This is a genomic window from Pauljensenia sp. 20925_1_27 (assembly GCF_041432835.1).
Lineage (GTDB): Bacteria > Actinomycetota > Actinomycetes > Actinomycetales > Actinomycetaceae > Pauljensenia.
The window spans coordinates 258,238-276,170 of the sequence record NZ_JAPWAH010000001.1 but is presented as its reverse complement, the minus strand read 5'-3'; the positions used below and the strand labels follow the sequence as shown (position 1 = coordinate 276,170).

Annotated in this window: 15 protein-coding genes; 11 read left to right on the top strand and 4 right to left on the bottom strand. The window is 67.2% G+C overall.

The window, feature by feature from the left end; all coding sequences use genetic code 11:
- Positions 1 to 31 precede the first annotated feature (31 nt).
- Positions 32 to 1,309, top strand: a complete 1,278-nt coding sequence (dusB, locus tag O3684_RS01250; protein ID WP_500064477.1) for a tRNA dihydrouridine synthase DusB — start codon at positions 32 to 34, stop codon at positions 1,307 to 1,309.
- Between the two features lie 11 nt (positions 1,310 to 1,320).
- Positions 1,321 to 2,145 carry a type I 3-dehydroquinate dehydratase gene (gene aroD / locus O3684_RS01245; protein ID WP_500064475.1) on the top strand — a complete coding sequence of 275 codons (825 nt, stop codon included), beginning with the start codon at positions 1,321 to 1,323 and terminating at the stop codon, positions 2,143 to 2,145.
- Between the two features lie 17 nt (positions 2,146 to 2,162).
- On the opposite strand, the gene O3684_RS01240 is transcribed toward aroD, so the two are convergent.
- Together O3684_RS01240 and O3684_RS01235 are read right to left on the bottom strand one after the other, a co-directional pair.
- Complete coding sequence (locus O3684_RS01240; protein ID WP_500064473.1) at positions 2,163 to 3,371, bottom strand: S8 family peptidase; 1,209 nt, start codon at positions 3,369 to 3,371, stop codon at positions 2,163 to 2,165.
- Between the two features lie 250 nt (positions 3,372 to 3,621).
- Positions 3,622 to 5,673 carry a glucose PTS transporter subunit IIA gene (locus O3684_RS01235; protein ID WP_500064472.1) on the bottom strand — a complete coding sequence of 684 codons (2,052 nt, stop codon included), beginning with the start codon at positions 5,671 to 5,673 and terminating at the stop codon, positions 3,622 to 3,624.
- Positions 5,674 to 5,857: 184 nt separating this feature from the next.
- Here O3684_RS01235 and O3684_RS01230 point away from each other — a divergent pair, with 184 nt between their 5' ends.
- Genes O3684_RS01230 through O3684_RS01220 form a run of 3 tightly spaced genes read left to right on the top strand, consistent with a single transcriptional unit; the run spans position 5,858 to position 9,662 of the window.
- Entirely contained in the window at positions 5,858 to 7,162 is a 1,305-nt protein-coding gene (locus O3684_RS01230) for a deoxyguanosinetriphosphate triphosphohydrolase (RefSeq protein ID WP_500064470.1), read from the top strand.
- A 46-nt stretch (positions 7,163 to 7,208) separates the two neighbouring features.
- Positions 7,209 to 9,179 (top strand): DNA primase, encoded by a 1,971-nt coding sequence (gene dnaG, locus O3684_RS01225; protein ID WP_500064468.1) that lies wholly within the window; start codon positions 7,209 to 7,211, stop codon positions 9,177 to 9,179.
- Positions 9,180 to 9,182: 3 nt separating this feature from the next.
- On the top strand, positions 9,183 to 9,662 hold the full coding sequence (locus tag O3684_RS01220; RefSeq protein ID WP_500064466.1) for an S-ribosylhomocysteine lyase: 480 nt from the start codon (positions 9,183 to 9,185) through the stop codon (positions 9,660 to 9,662).
- A gap of 153 nt (positions 9,663 to 9,815) precedes the next feature.
- Here the strand turns inward: O3684_RS01220 and O3684_RS01215 are convergent, their stop codons facing one another.
- Positions 9,816 to 10,313: a hypothetical protein gene (locus tag O3684_RS01215; protein WP_500064465.1), complete on the bottom strand. Its 498-nt coding sequence runs from the start codon at positions 10,311 to 10,313 to the stop codon at positions 9,816 to 9,818.
- Between the two features lie 91 nt (positions 10,314 to 10,404).
- Here O3684_RS01215 and O3684_RS01210 point away from each other — a divergent pair, with 91 nt between their 5' ends.
- From O3684_RS01210 to manA, 6 genes are all read left to right on the top strand, one after another.
- Positions 10,405 to 10,647, top strand: a complete 243-nt coding sequence (locus tag O3684_RS01210) for a type II toxin-antitoxin system Phd/YefM family antitoxin (protein WP_500064464.1) — start codon at positions 10,405 to 10,407, stop codon at positions 10,645 to 10,647.
- 2 nt (positions 10,648 to 10,649) lie between these two features.
- Complete coding sequence (locus tag O3684_RS01205) at positions 10,650 to 10,910, top strand: Txe/YoeB family addiction module toxin (RefSeq protein ID WP_500064570.1); 261 nt, start codon at positions 10,650 to 10,652, stop codon at positions 10,908 to 10,910.
- A 129-nt stretch (positions 10,911 to 11,039) separates the two neighbouring features.
- Positions 11,040 to 12,188, top strand: a complete 1,149-nt coding sequence (locus O3684_RS01200; RefSeq protein ID WP_500064463.1) for a branched-chain amino acid aminotransferase — start codon at positions 11,040 to 11,042, stop codon at positions 12,186 to 12,188.
- Positions 12,189 to 12,346: 158 nt separating this feature from the next.
- Complete coding sequence (locus O3684_RS01195) at positions 12,347 to 13,948, top strand: ABC transporter ATP-binding protein/permease (RefSeq protein WP_500064461.1); 1,602 nt, start codon at positions 12,347 to 12,349, stop codon at positions 13,946 to 13,948.
- Positions 13,945 to 15,708 (top strand): thiol reductant ABC exporter subunit CydC, encoded by a 1,764-nt coding sequence (gene cydC / locus O3684_RS01190; RefSeq protein WP_500064459.1) that lies wholly within the window; start codon positions 13,945 to 13,947, stop codon positions 15,706 to 15,708. The genes O3684_RS01195 and cydC overlap by 4 nt, the downstream gene beginning before the upstream one ends.
- Before the next feature lie 80 nt (positions 15,709 to 15,788).
- On the top strand, positions 15,789 to 17,006 hold the full coding sequence (gene manA, locus O3684_RS01185) for a mannose-6-phosphate isomerase, class I (protein ID WP_500063580.1): 1,218 nt from the start codon (positions 15,789 to 15,791) through the stop codon (positions 17,004 to 17,006).
- Between the two features lie 214 nt (positions 17,007 to 17,220).
- On the opposite strand, the gene O3684_RS01180 is transcribed toward manA, so the two are convergent.
- Positions 17,221 to 17,913 carry a type 1 glutamine amidotransferase gene (locus O3684_RS01180; protein ID WP_500064458.1) on the bottom strand — a complete coding sequence of 231 codons (693 nt, stop codon included), beginning with the start codon at positions 17,911 to 17,913 and terminating at the stop codon, positions 17,221 to 17,223.
- Positions 17,914 to 17,933 lie beyond the last annotated feature (20 nt).

Genomic DNA, 17,933 nt, shown 5'->3' with positions numbered 1-17,933 from the left:
AGCCTCAACGTCCGCAGCGGCCCCTCTTTGCGTGGGGCCGCTGCGCCTGTGGACACCCGTCGTCCTGGCCCCCATGGCCGGGGTGACGGATGTGCCCTTCCGACGCCTGTGCCGCATCATGGGCGAGTCGGGCCTGCCCGACCACCTGCGACCCACCGGCATCCCCTCCTGGGCGGCCGAGTCGGGGGAGGGGGCCACGGCCTCGTCCCCGAAGAACACAGGTCAGGCGTCCAACGAACCGCGCCACGTGGCTATCCCGCGCGTGGACGCGCCCGCCGGCCTGTACGTCACTGAGATGGTGACCAGCCGGGCGCTCGTCGAGGAGAACGAACGCACCCTGGAAATGGTGCGCCCAGACCCCACCGAACGCGTGCGCTCCCTGCAGCTCTACGGCGTTGACCCCGCCGTCATGGCGAAGGCCGCGACGATGCTCATCGAGCGCGACCTCACCGACCACATCGACCTGAACTTCGGGTGCCCCGTCCCCAAGGTGACGAAGAAGGGCGGGGGAGCGGCCCTGCCCTGGAAGCGCGACCTGTTCTCCGACCTTGTGGGCACCGTCGTGCGCGCCTCAAACGAGGCCGGGGAGCGCGCGGGGCGCGAGATCCCCGTGACCGTCAAGATCCGCATCGGCATCGACTCCGAGCACGAGACTGCGACGGACGCCGCACTGGCCGCGCAAAAGCTCGGCGCTGCCGCCCTCACCCTGCATGCGCGCACGCAGAACCAGCACTACGCGGGACGCGCCCACTGGGACGAAATTGCACGCCTGAAGGATCTGCTCGACATCCCCGTCTTCGGCAACGGCGACGTCTTCGAGGCCGCCGACGCCCTGGCCATGCTGGAACGCACCGGCTGCGACGGCATCAGCGTCGGGCGCGGCGCCCAGGGACGCCCCTGGATCTTCCGCGACATCGTCGCCGCCTACCACGGCGGGACGATCCCGCCCGGCCCCAGCCTCGCCGAGGTCGTCTCCGTCATCGAGCGCCACGCCGCCTGGTGCGTCGTCGACCAGGGCGACGAGGGGCGCGCGCTGCGCGAGATGCGCAAGCACATCGGCTGGTACCTGCGCGGATTCGCCGTCGGAGGCCCCCAGCGCCACGCCCTGTCCATGGTCTCGACCCTCCAGGAGCTCCACGAGCGCCTCGCGGACCTCGACCTCGACCAGGCATTCCCGCCCGCCGCGCGCGGACCTCGCGGCCGAGCAGGCGGCGAAAAGACCCCCCACCTGCCCGACGGCTGGCTGGACCACCCCTACCTCACGCAGAGCGAACGAGATCGCCTGCACCTGGCAGAAATCGGATACTAAGCGAAGGAATCATGCCTCACCAATCTGCGCCCGACCCCGACCCTGCGCCCGGACTCGTCACCATCGGGCGAGCCGCCAAGAAGGCGACTCTCGGGGGACGCACCCAGGTCATCGTCCCCGTCAGCGGGGACTCACGCTCCCTCATCGGGCAAGTTCAGGCAATGGCCACGTGCCGCGCGGACATCGTCGAGTGGCGGGCCGACACCTTCCTCTCCTCACTCGTCGGGGCGCACTTCGTGTCCGCCTCCGACGTCGGGGAAGATCTCGTGAGCATGGCCCGCTACGTCGCGGACTCCTCGCCGCTGCCGGTCCTGGCGACCATCCGAACGTCGGTCGAGGGCGGTCAAGCCTATCTGGATGACGAGGAGTACTGTGCCCTCGTGCGCAGGCTCGCTTCGTGTGTGGGCGGCGTCGACGTGGAGATTTCGCGCGACGGATCTTCTACCCTCATCGAGGATGCGCACGAGGTGGGGGCGATCGTCGTCGCTTCCTTCCACGATTTTGAGGCCACGCCCAGCGATGAACGGCTCGCCGAGGTCCTCGCTGCCATGAATGTTGCCGGCGCGGACGTCCTCAAGTTCGCGTGCATGGCCCACAGTGCGACGGATGCGGCCCGCGTCCTGGCCGCGCAGGCGTGGGCGCGCGAGGCCTACGATCGTCCCATCATCGGCATCGCTATGGGGCAGCACGGCGCGCCCACGCGCCTGGTCGGCTCTGCGCTTGGTTCCGCAGCCACCTTCGCCACCCTGCCCGGCTGGGAGGGGAGTGCCCCCGGCCAGTTCACCGTCGAGCAGGTGCGTGCCGTCCTGGATATCGTCGAGGGCGCTGGGATCTAGCGCTTGTGTCGCGTCGCCTACTTTCCGTGAAAGCGAGGGCTGGTGCCCAGGTGAGTTGGGTACTGATTGTTCTTGATCGTTACCTGAGACTCGTCGAGGCCCCGATAGACGTAGGAGTTGTCATACGCGATCTCGCTCGGATCAACGAGTCCATCGGCGTACTGCTGAACCTCCGCGGGTGTCGGGCTCGATCCGCCCCCCTTGTCTGCCAGGGGATTCTCGTCGGGGTACTGGCCCGGATCGGTGTTCAGCATTTTTCCGGGGTTAATTGGTCCGTACCCGACGTAGATGTCTCTACCGCCCTCAGGTGTGCTCGCAGTGTTGACGAGAAGCTGGAGAAGCTGATTCGATGTCGCGTTGGGCCACTTGGCATGCGCCTGCGCGAGAATGCCCGCGACAATAGGAGCCGAAAAAGAGGTGCCCTGAGTAGAAGAGATTTTGCCGTCTGCATCCCGCGCAATGACGGGGCCCCCGACAGCGGTCGTGGTGACTCCCTGCCCCCAGGAGGAATAGGAGGCGAACTTTCCATCGGTACCAATGGCGGAAACACCGACGACGCCCGACCACTGCGACAAAGAATTCTCAGTGTTGTCTGAGGCAGTGTTTCCTGCACCAGCAGTGATGATGACGCCTTGACTCATCGCACGAGCGATTGCCCACTTAAGGTGGTTTGAAGGTGAAGGTGAGGTTGCGGAGTAATTGATAATTGTTGCTCCGTCATTGATTGCTTTATTGATCAACGATGACACTTCGGTTGGCAGAACACCAGCTTTCATCGGGCAATCATCCCCCGCCGCGCTGTTGGTATCGATGCTTTGGTAAGCGAGCAACGCAGCATCGGGCACCATGCCGTAAGCACGTGAGACCAATAGTGAGGCAACTTCGGTGCCGTGGCTTCTGTGAGCAGGGCTAGATGAGACTGAGCAGGGGCTTTTGTCCGTAATATTTGCGCCTACCAGCTCCGGGACAGAGGTGTCGACAGGGCCGTCGATGATCGCGATGGTGACGCCTGCGCCCGTGTAGCCCTTGGCCCGCGCCGAGTCCAGGTGATAGTAAGAGTAGTAGGGCTGGTCTGCTGCTGTGATCTCTCGGTCCTCCGCGTGCGCGGGGGGAGCCGCTACTACGCCACCTGTGAGGACGAGCGTGCAGCCCGATGCTAGTGCCACACGCCGTAGGCTCCGCCTGGCACCTCGTGTTCGTGGTGTCACCATTGATTCGGATCCCATCCGTCGTCGCGCCGAAAAGAAAGCAGAAACTCTGAGTCGAATGCAACGTCTGGCATCGCTCCGTCTTCCTTTAATAGGTGGAACCTCGCACTCCTGCGGCAAGGTAACCGAGTGGTCAACAGTCTAGCCACCTCGCTTGAGCTTGTGCAAGAACATGCGCGGTGTCGACGAAAGAACACTGGTTGCCACCGATGCAATAAAAAGTGGTGGGCGAGCCAATCGGCTCGCCCACCACTCTTGCATCACAGGATCACTGTGCGGCTTCCTTGGGGGACACCGTCACGACCGTGTCGTTGATACCCACCGGGCCGGGAGCGGCCGGGGTGATCTCGCCGAACTTCTTCTTGTTCGTGACGACCATCGGGGTGACCGTGTCGTAGCCGGCCTCGCGGATGACGTCCCAATCGACCTGCGCCAGCACATCGCCACGGCGAACGATGTCGCCCTTCGCAACGTGCGGCGTGAAGCCTCGGCCCTCCAGTTTCACAGTGTCCATACCGATGTGGATGAGCACCTGGACACCGGACGCAGACTTAATACCGTATGCGTGGCCGGTCGGGAACGCGACCGTCACCTTGCCGTCGCACGGGGCAACGACGACGGCGCCAGCGGCGGGCGATAGGGCAACGCCGGGGCCGAGCGCGCCGGCGGCGAAGGCCTCGTCGGCCACGTCAGACAGCGCAACGATCGTGCCCGCCATGGGGGAGGTGAGCGTCAGATCAGCCTTCGCCTCGTCGCTGAAAGCGGGAGCAGCCTCGGCCGCCGGAGCAGCGGCAGGAGCAGCAGCGGGGGTGGCAGCGGGGGTGGCAGCAGCCGCGGGAGCGTCGTCCTCGAGGAGCGACTTCTTCGCGCGAGCCTCCGCCTTCTGCTCCTTCGTGCGGTAGTCGAACAGCACGACCATCAGGAACGCGGTGACAAACGCGGCGGCGACACCCAGGGCGTAGACGGCCATGGGGCTGAAGACGGGGATGGTCAGCAGCGAGGTGAACACGAAGGTATTCGTGGTGGCTCCGCCACCGATGCCGATAACCAGGCCGCCGACGACACAGCCGGTGAGCATCAGCGGGTAGATGCGCTTGAAACGCAGGTGGATGCCGTAGAGGGACGGCTCCGAGATGCCGCCGAAGAGGCCCGCAGCCAGGGCGCCGGAAGCAGTCTGGCGCATGTCGGTGTCGCGGTCGCGAATCGACAGGAAGAGAACGCCCGCGGTGGCGCCGAAGCACGCGAAGTTCCACGCGCCCATGGGGCCCTGGATGAAGTCCGAACCCGTCGCGGCGATGTTGGCCAGCTGCAGGGCGTTGAGCGGCCAGTGCAGGCCGAGCGGCACCAGGAAGGGGTAGATGATCGGGATGATGATTGAGAACACGATGGGGGCGTGGCCGTTGAGCCAGGCGAGGCCGCCACCCAGGCCGTTACCGATCCAGATCGACAGGGGGCCAATCAGGAAGGCGGTCAGCGGCATGATGATCATGAAGGAAATGAAGGGGACGAACACCATCTGGACGTTCGCGGGGACAATCTTCTTCAGGCCCTTGTAGACCAGCGCGAGAATCGGCACCATCAGCAGCGGCACGAAGACCTGGCCACCGTAGTCAGACAGCTGCAGGGGCAGGGAACCGATCTGGGTGACGCACTGCTCGGATCCGAGGGATGTCGTCGTGCACGTCGTCTCGCTGAACGAAGAGGTGTTGCTCAGGCCGATGAAGTTAGGGGTGAGCAGCGACAGGATGACGGCCGTGCCGACCCACGGGTCGATGTCCAGCTTCTTGGAGGCGTTGTAGGCGACCATCGCGGGCAGGAAGTAGAAGACCGCGCGCCACATGGAGTTCACGTAGCCCAGCCACGCGGGGATCGTCTCGGCGCGCGTGTCGACGATGTGCAGGGCGTCGAGCACCGCGAGGAGCGCCAGGATCAGAGATGCGCCAAGCAGAACGGGCAGCAGCGGGCGGAACGAGTCCGACAGGTACTCGAAGAACGCGTCGACGATGGCGTTCTTGCCGCGCGCCTTCGCGCGGGCGGCGGCCTTGACGTCGTCGTTCGAGGCGGCGGCGCCCGACTTCATCGACGGCAGGTTGTTGATCTCGTTAAAGACGGACTGGACCGCTCCGCCGATGACGATCTGGTAGCGGTCGCCCGACTGGGGGACGGCACCGAGGACGCCGTCAATGGCCTCGACACGGTCCTTGTCGACGATCGACGCGTCGTTGAGCTCGAAGCGCAGACGCGTCGCGCAGTGGGTGAAGTGGCTGATGTTGCCGGGACCACCGACCGCATCGAGGATTTCCTGTGCCGTGTTGGACACGGGGGACTCCTTCCATGGATGGGGATTCGACGCTGAATGCGACACTTGACAATTAGCATGTTTGAACAGGTAGTGACAGAGGCGACGGTCTATCTCACAGTATTTTGTGGGTAATTTGTGCCGCTTTGACGGTCACGAGGCCTGGGCCCGTTCTGCGCAGGCGTTTCCCTAGTAAAATGGCCCCGTGAATGAGTTTTCCTTGGCAATCCCCGGTGTTGATGGTGGCGACGCGCGTCGCTCGTACGCGTCCGCCGATTCCGAGCGTTGGGTGCCCGAGGAGCACAAGTCTTCCGAACGTACCGAGTTCGAACGCGACCGCGCGCGCATCCTCCACTCGTCCGCGTTGCGTCGCCTCGGCGAAAAGACGCAGGTGCTGGGCCCGATTTCGGATGACTTCGTGCGCACGCGCCTCACGCACTCCCTCGAGGTTGCTCAGGTGGGCCGTGAGCTCGGTAAGGAACTGGGGGCGGACCCGGATGTCGTGGACGCGGCCTGCCTATCCCACGACCTCGGACATCCGCCCTTCGGGCATAACGGCGAGCGCGCGCTGGACGCGGCGGCCGCCTCGATCGGTGGTTTTGAGGGCAACGCCCAGACCCTGCGCGTCGTCACGCGCCTAGAGCCCAAGGTCATCGGCACGGGCGGCGTTCCCGCAGGCCTGAACCTGACGCGGGCGACCCTGGACGCGATCTGCAAGTATCCGTGGGTCAAGGCCGGTGGCCCAGACCTGGCCAAATCGACCCGCAAGTACTCCGTGTACCCCGACGACGCGCCCGTGTTCGCGTGGATGCGTCAGGGCGCGCCGGCTGGCAGGCGGTGCCTGGAGGCCCAGATCATGGACCTGTCGGACGACATCGCCTACTCGGTCCACGACGTCGAGGACGCGGTCGCGACCCGCAAGCTGGATCCCGCCGATCTCTTCGACGACGCGCACTGCTCGGCGGTCGTGGCCTCGACCCTGGACTGGTACGGGGCGTCGGTCGCGCGCTCGGACCTGGAGGAGGCCCTCGAGCGGATCGTGTCCATGCCCGTGTGGCTGCGCTCCTTCGATGGCTCCTACGCCTCCCTCGCGCACCTGAAGGACGCGACGAGCGAGCTGATCGGCCGCTTCTGCTCGGCGACCGTGGCCGCCACGCGCGAAACCTTCGGGGACGAGCCGCTGGGCCGCTACCGCGCGGACCTCGTCGTGCCGCGCCAGGTGCGCGCCGAGATCCAGATCCTCAAGGGCATGGCCGTCCACTACGTCATGAGCCCGCGCGAGAGTGAGCCGGTGTACTACCAGCAGCGCACGCTCCTCGCCGACCTCGTCGACGCCCTGTACGAGGCCGGGGCCGAGGCCCTGGAACCCGTGTTCGCCGCGCAGTGGCGGGCCGCCTCCGACGACGGCGTGCGCCTGCGCGCGGTCATCGACCAGGTTGCCTCGCTCACCGACGTGTCGGCCTCCGCGTGGCACGCCCGCTGGTGCGGAATGCTGTCCTCGCAGCTGTGAGCGTGATCGGACGCAGACGTGGGCGGGCATCGGTAGACTGAGGGACATGGCGGGTCTGATTCGCAAGGACGACATCGAAGCGGTACGTAACGCAGTGAAGATCGACGAGATCATCGGCGAGCACGTAGCGCTGCGACCCGCGGGCATCGGCTCCCTGAAGGGCCTGTGCCCATTCCACGACGAGCGCACGCCTTCCTTTAACGTGCGCCCCCACCTGGGCATGTTCCACTGCTTTGGGTGCGGTGAGAGCGGCGACGTCATCTCCTTCGTGCAAAAGATGGACCACCTGCCGTTCACCGAGGCCGTGGAAATGCTGGCTGCGAAGGCCGGGATCACCCTCCATTACGAAGAGGGCGGGGCGCGTGTGCGCACCGAGGAGCCGGGCAAGCGCCAGCGCCTCCTGGACGCACACCGCGTCGCCGAAGAGTTCTACCAGCGCCAGCTCGCCTCCCCCGAGGCGCATAAGGGCCGCACGTTCCTGGCCGAGCGTGGCTTTACCCAGGCGATGTGCGCGCATTTCGGGGTCGGCTACGCCCCGGCCTCGTGGGATTCCCTGACGCGCCACCTGCGTTCCAAGGGCTTCACGGACCAGGAAATCCAGATTTCGGGCCTGGGCTCGCAGGGCAGCCGCGGCGTGTACGACCGTTTCCGCGGGCGCCTCGTGTGGCCGATCCGCGATATCACGGGCGCGACGGTGGGCTTTGGTGCCCGTCGCCTGGACGACAGCGACAAGGAATCGCCCAAGTACCTCAACACCCCCGAGACCCCGATCTATAAGAAGTCGCAGCTCCTGTACGGCCTGGACCTGGCGAAGAAGACGATCGCGACGGAGCACAAGGTCGTGATCGTCGAGGGGTACACGGACGTCATGGCCGCGCACGTCGCGGGCGTCACGAACGCCGTGGCCACGTGCGGCACTGCCTTTGGCTCCGAGCACGTCAAGATCATTCGCCGCCTGCTGGGCGACCATGCGGATCCGGCCGCCGGTGTTCTCCTGTCGTCGGGGCGCGCGCACGGCTCGGAGGTCATCTTCACGTTCGATGGCGACGGCGCCGGACAGAAGGCCGCGCTCCGCGCTTACGGTGAGGACCAGAACTTCGCCGCGCAGACTTTCGTGGCGGTCGCCCCGGGCGGGCAGGACCCCTGCGAGCTGCGGCTGTCCCAGGGCGATCAGGCGATCGTCGACCTGGTGAATTCACGCATCCCGCTCTTTGAGTTCGCGATCCGCTCGGTCCTGTCCCAGATGGACCTGCGCAGTGCCGAGGGCCGCGTGCAGGGTTTGCGTGCCTCGGCCGGCATCGTCGCGCACATTAAGGACCGCGCGCTGCGCGGCGAGTACACGCGTCAGCTGGCCGGGTGGCTCGGCATGGACATGCGCACGGTCGAACAGGCGATCCGCGCGGCCGGACGCGTTGAGGTCATCTCACACGAGGCCCGCCCTGGAGAAATCGAGATGGCGGGCGCCGGCCGTCCCGCCCCCATGCCCGAGCGCCGAGGCCCCGAGGACCCCGTCAGCCGCGTCGAACGCCAGGCGCTCGAGGCCGTCCTCCAGCACCCGCTCTTCGCCGTGGGCTCCGGCTTCGAGGAGCTTGACGGCCAGTCCTTCACTGTGCCCACGCACCGCGCCGTCCACGACGCGATTCGTGCGGTCGGCGGCCTCGACGCCTTCACGCAGATGATGCGCCAGGCCGAGGCCCACTTCGGCCCGGGCGAGAACGCGACGCTGGCGGCCTCGCGCCACTTCGTCCAGGTGATCCTCGAGACCGCCGGAGAGACCATCGGCCCCGCCGTCACCCAGCTGGCCGTCGCGCCCCTGCCCGTCGCGGGCGAGGCCGACGTGCGCTCGTACTGCCGCGGCGTGGTGGCCGCAATGGTGCGCATGGACCTGACCCGCAAGCTCGGCGAGGCCCGCGCGGCCCTCTCGCGCATGAACGAGGAAGACCCCAACTACTCCGAGACATTCCGGGAGCTCATGCGCCTGGAGCAACGCCGGCAAAACTACACCGAAAGGGACTAACCGATGGCCGAAGTTGAGAGCTTCACCCTGGACCACACCGCCGTCAAGGCACCCTACGTGCGCCTCATCAACGTGGAGGCTGGGCCGAAGGGCGACCAGATTTCGAACTTCGACGTGCGCCTCCTCCAGCCCAACGCTGGGGAGATCCCGACCTCGGGCCTGCACACGATCGAGCACCTGCTGGCCTCCCTGCTGCGCGACCGCATCGACGGCGTCATCGACTGCTCGCCGTTCGGCTGCCGCACCGGCTTCCACCTCATCATGTGGGGCACCCCGTCGGTGCGCGAGGTGACCGAGGCACTGGCCTCCTCCCTGCACGCGATCGCCGAGGACGTCACCTGGGAGGACGTGCCCGGCACCGATGCCTACTCGTGCGGCAACTACCGCGACCACTCGCTCTTCAGCGCACGCGAGTGGAGCCGCGCGATCCTCGAGCAGGGCTTCTCCCTCGACCCCTTCGAGCGCGTCGACGTCATCCACTGATTCCGGGCGTCCGCCTGGATATGGAAGCGGGACCCATCCTGGTCGGATGGGTCCCGCTGTCGTCTGAGGATGCGCGCGAGTGAGCGCGGGTGAGGGGGACTGCGGATGCACGCGAGGGGAGTGTGCCCCGATGGGGAGCCCCGGCCTCGTCGATCAGTCGAGACCGACTGCGTCGCGCACGCGGGCTTCCAGGGCATCCGCCTCGCGCTGCCCGTCGGCATCCAGCGGCCCGTCGGCCGTCAGCACGGAGAAAAGCCCGTCCTCGCCGCGGCGCACCCACGCCGTCACCGTCGTCCCGTTGCCGACCTCCACCTGGGAGTGCAGGACGATCGAGCGGTTCACGAACTCGCTCGTATGACGCATGAAGTCCTTCGGGTCGCCCTTCCCGCGCCCCGCCAGGGCCGGGCGGGCCGGATCCACCCACTCCAGGGCGAAAAGCGAGCCCTCGGCCTCCCAGCGCGCACGCGCCACGTCGTACCAGGGGAACACCTCGGGGGTAGGCTCCCCGTCCGTCGACGAGGCCTCGGTGCCGAAGATGTACAGGCCCGACTTTGCGGCCGCCATCCAGCGCCCGTCATCCAGCTCCAGGCCGGGGGAGCGGCGCTCGCGGGAGGGCAGGGCTAAGGCAAGGGCGTCAGGCAGAGTCGTCATGCGTCGATCGTATCCTTTCGGCAGTAATCGTGCGTACGGGCCTATACGTACGTAAAAGCGTACGTTATGATGGAGTTGGAAAGGAAAGATCATGACTGCTGTGAGTGCTACTGCCGCCCGCTCGGACCTGTATCGGCTCATCGACGCCGTGAACGAGGAGTCGACACCCATCACGATCACCGGCCGTCGAGGAAACGCAGTTCTCATCGGCGAGGCCGACTGGTCCGCCATCCAGGAAACCTTGTATCTGCAGGGGATTCCCGGAATGGCGGACAGTCTGAAGGAAGCTGCTCGCGAAGACCTCGACGATGCCCTCAACGACGTGGAATGGTAGCGATGTGGCGGGTCGTCTTCTCCAAGCAGGCCGCGAAGGATGCGAAGAAGCTCTCTGCTAGTGGACTCAGGACGAAAGCGCAGGCTCTCATTGAGCTCTTGAAAGAGGATCCGTTTGCGACGCCTCCCCGCTACGAGCGCCTAGTGGGTGACCTCGCAGGCATGTATTCCCGCAGGATCAACATTGCGCACAGGCTTGTCTACGAGGTCTTCGAAGAGGAGCGCACTGTCCGCGTCCTGCGCATGTGGACACACTACGAGTGAGTCTTCTTCGGGGTGAGAACGTCCACAGGGTGTGGGGGAGTGGGTCACATGCCGAAATCAATCGGCCACAATGCGGACTGCGGGCATATTCTGGCCTCATCTTTGTGAAAATCCACGACAGGAGACCTCATGGCATCGACGCAGCACACCCCCACGGAACTTGAGGCTGCCGGCGACCAGGTACTTCCCGCCGCCGACGAGCTGGCCGGTCGTTTCCCCCTGACCCACAACCCGCATCCGGCGACGCCCGAAGAGTACAACGAGATCATGTCGACCCTGGCCTTCGGCAAGAAGTTCACGGATCACATGGCTCACATGCGCTGGACCCGCGAGGGTGGCTGGGAAGACCGCGGCGTCATCCCCTACGGCCCGCTCGAGCTGACCCCCGGCGCCTCCGTCTTCCACTACTGCCAGTCCGTGTTCGAGGGCATCAAGGCCTACAAGCGTGCGGACGGCTCCGTGTGGACCTTCCGTCCCGGCTACAACGCCGCGCGCCTGAATCACTCGGCTCGCCGCCTGGCGCTGCCCGAGCTGAGCCGCGAGGACTTCGTGGCCTCCCTGGTGGACTACGTGCGCGCCGACGTGAAGTGGGTTCCTGACGTCGACGGCTCCTCGCTCTATCTGCGCCCCTTCATGTTCGCCTCCGAGGAGTTCGTGGGTGTGCACCCCGCGGGCGTCGTCGACTACTACGTCATCGGCTCTCCCTCGGGCCCCTACTTCAAGGGCGGCCTGTCGGGCGTGGCTATCTGGGTGGAGCGCGAGTACCACCGCGCTGGCCCCGGCGGCACCGGTAGCGCCAAGGCCGGCGGCAACTACGCGGCCTCCCTGCTGCCCCAGATCCAGGCCGAGGCTAAGGGCTTCTCCCAGGTTTGCTTCCTGGACACCTACGAGGGCAAGTACCTCGAGGAGCTGGGCGGCATGAACATGTTCGTCGTCATGGCGGACGGCACGATCCGTACACCCTCGCTCACCGGCGTCATCCTCGAGGGCGGCACGCGCAGCGCGATCCTGCGCATGCTGCGCGACGAAGGCGTGGAGGTGCACGAGGAGAAGATCGCCCTGTCCGAGGTCGTGGACGGTATCCGCTCGGGAGCCGTCGCCGAGGTTTTCGCCTGCGGCACGGCTGCCGTGGTCACCCCGATCACTCGCCTGGCTGGTGACGACTTCGACGTCGAGATCGCGGTGGGAGACAAGACCCGCGAGATCCACAAGCGTCTCACCGATATCCAGTGGGGTCGCGCCGAGGATCCCTACGGCTGGACGTACCGCCTGGCCTGAGCGTTGACGCGTGAGGGAGCCGCGGCCTCGTCGATTGACGCGAGGCCGTGGTTTCTTTTGTTGGTGGGCGCTTTTATAGCTTGGTGACAGTGGTGTCAGAACAGAACTAAGGCTATCCTTGGTTGTGTACTCGTGTGTGTCATGTCGATAGGAGAACGATGAAACGCGCGATCATGGTCGTCTGCTCGTGGGCAGCGGCTCTCTGTTTGGCTGCCGCCTACCTGGCGATCGGCTGGGGTATCGACAGCGTTGTCGGCAGACATTCCTGGTCGACGTGGTGGATCGCCGTGCTCGGCGCCCTCGGATCGGGCTTCTTCGCCTGGGCGGTGAGCGCCCTGGGCGCCGCCCAGATGAACCAGATGGAACCCGCCCTGCGCCATTCGATGATCCGTCAGGTCTTTGCCCTGGGGCCCTCGCAGCGCACCAACGAGCGTGCGGGCCGCGTCGTCAACTCCGCCACCGACGGCGTCGAGCGCGTCGCCGCCTACAAGGGCACCTTCCTGGCCCCCATGATTGCGTCGCTGACGACCCCGATCCTCGTTGTCATCGTCATCGCCCTCACGATCGACCCGGCCTCGGGCGGATTCCTCGCCATCGCGATCCCGCTGGTCCCGATCTGCGTCATGGGCTTCCGCAAGGCCTTCAAGCCGGTGTCCTCGCGCTACCGGCACTCCTCGCGCCAGCTCGCCGCGAAGGAGCTCGACGCCATCCAGGGCCTGGGCGACCTGGCCCTCATGAACGCCGGTAAGGACATGGGTCAGCGCCTGGCCGAGGCCGCCGAGGAAGTCCGCTCGAAGGTCATGAGCTACCTGGCCGGTAACCAGCTGATCCTCCTCGTCATCGACTCCGTCTTCTCCCTCGGCATGATCACCGGCGCGATCGCCCTCGCCCTCATCCGCTACCGGCAGGGGGCGATCAGCGTCGGCGAGGGCATGTCCCTCGTGCTTCTCTCCTCGATCATGCTCGACCCGCTGGACCGCATCGGCCAGTTCTTCTACATCGGCATGGGCGGCATCGCCGCCAACAAGGAGATCAAGAAGTTCATTTCTCAGACTCCTCCCGTCACCGACGCGAAGGGAGTGAAGGTACCCGCGCTCCCGTCCGCCCCCGGCGAGATCGCCCTGTCTGACGTGTCCTTCTCCTACACCGCGGACACCCCGGTGCTGCGCGGTGCGAACCTGACCCTCACCCAGGGCGAGCACGTCGCGCTCGCTGGCCCCTCGGGCGCCGGCAAGTCCACGATCTCGGCGCTGCTGCAGGGCTTCCTGCGCCCCACGCGCGGCCGCGTGAGCCTCAACGGCGTCGACCTGGCCACCGCGCCCCTGTCGTGGGTGCGCGCCCAGAGTGCGGTCGTCGAGCAGAGCACCTACCTGTTCTCCGGCACGTTGCGCGACAACCTGCTCCTGGCTGCCCCGGCCGCCACGGACGACCAGCTCATCGAGGCTCTGCGCGCCGCTCACCTGGGCGAGTTCGTCGACACCCTGCCGGGCGGCCTCGACGCCCGCGTGGGTGCCCGAGGCCTGGCCGTGTCCGGCGGCGAGGCCCAGCGCATCGCGATCGCCCGCGCCTTCCTGAAGAACGCGTCGATCATGATCCTGGACGAGCCCACCGCCCACGTCGACCTGGCCTCCGAGCGCGAGATCCTCGCCTCCCTGGAGACCGTGTGTGCCGGGCGCACGACCCTGACGATCTCTCACCGAGACGCCACCATCAAGGGCGCCGACCGCGTCGCGACCCTGCAGGAAGGAACGATCCGATGACCCGCAGGCAACTGTCTTTTCGACTCCTGTCGATCACGCGGCGCGTCCTGCCGCCCCTCGCGGCCTCCATCGCCGCCCGCATCGTCTTCCTGATGATTGGCATCGCCCTGTTCGCCCTGGGCGGCTGGGCCGTCGCCGGCCTCGCGTCGGGGGAGAGCGCGTGGGGCATCGCCCTGATCATCGCCTGCGCCATCGGCCTGAGCCTGCTCAAGGGCCTGGCCCGCTACCTCGAGCAGTTCGCCGGTCACTTCGTGGCCTTCCACTCCCTGGCGATGCTGCGCAACTACTTCTACGACCAGCTCGAGCCCCAGGCTCCCGCGGGTACGGATCGCCTGGATTCGGGCGACATCATGAACCGCGTGACGAAGGACATCGACCGCGTCGAGGTCTTCTTCGCCCACACGCTCGCCCCCGTCACGACCGCGATCATTGTTCCGATCCTGTCTATTGTGTGGATGGGCACCGCGGTGTCCTGGACGCTGGCCGCCGTGCTGGCGCCCTTCCTCTTGATCGTCGGCGCGGTCATTCCCTTCCTGGGTTCCGGCTCCACCGCCCGCGCGGCCCGCGAGCTGCGCGAGGCCCGCGGCGCGATTGCCGCCCACGTGACCGACTCGGTGCAGGGCGTGCGCGAGGTCCTCGCCTTTGGGGCGCAGGATCGCCGCGAGGCCGAGATGAGCGCGATCGAGGAGCGCATCTCTTCGGGTCTTGGTACCCAGGGCCGCTGGATCGCGCTGCGCCGAGGCCTGAACCAAGCTGCGGTCGCCCTCGGTATCGTCACGGTCGCCATGGTCGCGGGCTCGAACGTGCTCGCCGAAACGCTCACGCTGCCCCAGGCGGGCCTCGCCCTCGGTATCGCGATGGGTTCCTTCGGCCCGGTTCTCGCGGTCGAGGAGTTCGCCGCGGACCTGGATCAGGCCTTCGCCTCGGCCGCCCGCGTCTTCTCGATCACCGACCGCGCGCCCGTCGTCGCCGACCCGGCCGACCCCAAGCCCCTGACCCCCGGCGACATCGAGATTACCGACGTGACCTTCTCCTACCCGACGGACGAGGACGCGCCTGCGCCCGCCCCCACCGTCCTGGACGGCGTCAGTATCCACATCCCCGCCGGGAAGCGCACCGCCATCGTGGGCGCCTCCGGCTCGGGCAAGTCGACGCTGGCCTCGCTGCTGACCCGCACGTGGGACCCGGCCTCGGGCACCGTCACCATCGGCGGAACGAACGTGGCCGAGGTGTCTTTGCACGACCTGCGCGCGACGGTCGCCTCCGCCCCCCAGCGCCCCTACCTGTTCAACGACACGCTGCGCGCCAACCTGCTGCTCGCCGCGCCCGACGCGAGCGAGGCTGACCTGGAGCGCGCGCTGGAGGCCGTGGACCTCACCGACTGGCTGGCCACGGAAAAGGACGGCCTGGATACCGCTGTTGGCGACATGGGCGAGCGCCTCTCGGGCGGCCAGCGTCAGCGACTGGCCCTGGCCCGCGCGCTCCTGCGAGACGCCCCGATCTACGTGTTCGACGAGGCGACGAGTCAGGTCGACCCGGCCACCGAGGCGCGCGTGCGTGAGGGCATCGCCCGCGTCGCGAAGGGCCGTACGATCGTCGAGATCGCCCACCGCATCAGCGCCGTGCGTGATGCCGACCAGATCATTGTCATGGACGCGGGCCGCGTCGTGGAGACCGGCACCTACGCCGAGCTCCGTGCGCGCGGCGGGGCGCTTGCTGCCCTCGAGGCGCGCGAAACTGCTGCTCAACCCAACGCCTAAGTGACGCGCGCGCGCGGGGGATGGGGCCACGGCCTCGTCCCTCGCGTGTTTGAGCGCCCGATACCGATAGGATTCGACCTATGGAAAGACTGATCGGCTGGACGAAAGCTGACGCGTGGGGCTCCACGAACGCGATCCCCGAGTTCCTGGGGGCCGCCGCCGGGGACGACCCGGTGTCCGAGGTGTGGTTTGGCGCCCACCCGGACGGACCGACACTGCTCACGGGCGGGCAGACCCTTGCCGAGCACATCGGCGAGGACCCCAAGCGAGCCCTCGGCGGAGGCCTGCTCTACGCGTTCGGACCGACACTGCCGTACCTGGCGAAGATCATCGCCCCCGCCCAGACCCTGAGCCTGCAGGTGCACCCGACGAAGGAGATCGCGCGCGAGGGCTACCTCCGCGAGGAGGTCCTGGGGATTGAGCGCACGGACACGCGCCGCGTCTACCGGGACATGAACCACAAGCCCGAGATGATCTACGCGCTCACCGAGTTCAGCGCGCTCGTGGGCTTTCGCGTGCCGCGTAAGGCCCGCCAGCTCCTCGTCGGCCTGGAGGGCGAGCTCGCCGACCGCCTGCGTCACCGCCTCAAGCTGTCCACCGTGCGCGGGGGCCTGCGCTCCCTGGCGACCTGGATCTTCGACGAGGACTCCCCGGCGACCCCCGAGCTCGTCGAAGAGTTTGTGGCCGCGTGCCGCTCCCGCCTCGCGTCCGGCACGTCCCCCTCGCCGCGCACCGACGAACTCGTGAGCGTCCTGGGCGAGAAGCACCCGGGCGACCCGGGCATCATCGTCGCCTTCCTCATGAACCCGGTGTCCCTGCGCCCGGGCGAGGCCGTCTACATCCCGCCGCGCCAGATCCACGCCTACCAGTCGGGCCTGGGCATCGAGGTCATGGCCTCCTCCGACAACGTCGTGCGCGCGGGCCTGACCGGCAAGTACGTGGACTCCGCCCAGCTCGTGGAAATCACCGAGTTTTCGGCGCTGCCGCCCGTGCGCGTGGCCCCCGAGCACCCCTCGGCGACGACGGACCGTTTCCTGGCACCCGCCCAGGAGTTCGAGCTGTCAGTAACGACGCTGGCGCCCGGCAAGCACGCCTCCCGTGTGGACGAGGTCGCCGTGCCAGGTGAGGGCCCGCGCATCGTCATCGCGACCTCCGGGTCGGTCACCCTGCACGTGAGCGAGGAGCAGGGCGGGGACAGCGTGGAGCTGAGCCGTGGCCAGGCCGTGTTCGTCTCGGCCGCCGAGCGTCGCGTGTGGGCGTACGGCACGGGCTCGTTCGTGCAGGTCGCGGCCCCCTGACCGGGTGCGTCGCGCGCCGCGACGAGGCTGTGGATGGGAACGTTGTCAAGTCGTCCCACGTGGTGGTCTTGGTTCCTGGAAAAGCCTTGTAGCTGCGGCTTTTTCCTTTAAAATAGAAGCCGGGCCTCATCTCCGCTCGCTGCGACGAGGCCCGATTGTCAATCGCAGTGTGGGTACCGCGTGGGGGTGCCCGCACTGCGATTCTGTGTGCGCCTTAGAAGACGCCGCTGACCCAGTCGGCGAGCGTCTTGCAGGTGGAGGCCAGCTCGCCCTCGTGGGCGTCGTATCCGGCCACGATGTCTTCGGTATCAACGTCCTCGTTGTTCACAGCCCACACGGTCGCGGTCTCGCGCGTGACCTCGGGGTGGAACTGGACGCCCAAGGCCGTGCCGTAGGAGAAAATCTGCGTGTATTTGTCCGAGCGCGCCCACTCGCGCGCGCCGTGGGGGAGCTCCACGATGGCGTCGCCGTGGTCGGCGAACACCGTGTGGGTCGAGGCCAGGGCCATGCGCAGGGGGACGGCTCCGCCGCCGCCCGCCTGGTCGTTCGTGCCCCAGGCCAGGGAGATGACGCCGTATTCGGGGCCCGCCGGGTCAGTGACGCTGACGCGCCCGCCGAAGGTCGCGGCGATCAGCTGGGCGCCCAGGCAAATGCCGAGCACTCGGATGCGTGCGGCGACGCAGCGGCGCACGAGTTCGCGTTCTGCTTCCAGCCACGGCCAGGCCTCGTCGTCGTAGGCGTTCGCGCGGCCACCCAGCAGGATGAGGGCACCCGGCAGGGGAGCGACCGCCAGGTCCTGGAGACGCTGCGGGTCCTCCCAGGCGCGCACCACCTCGTGACCGCCGAGGAAGGCGGACAACTGACCCACCGGAACGATCGGGTCGTTTTGAATCACGAGGATGTTCATACATCAATTGTAGTCGCGAT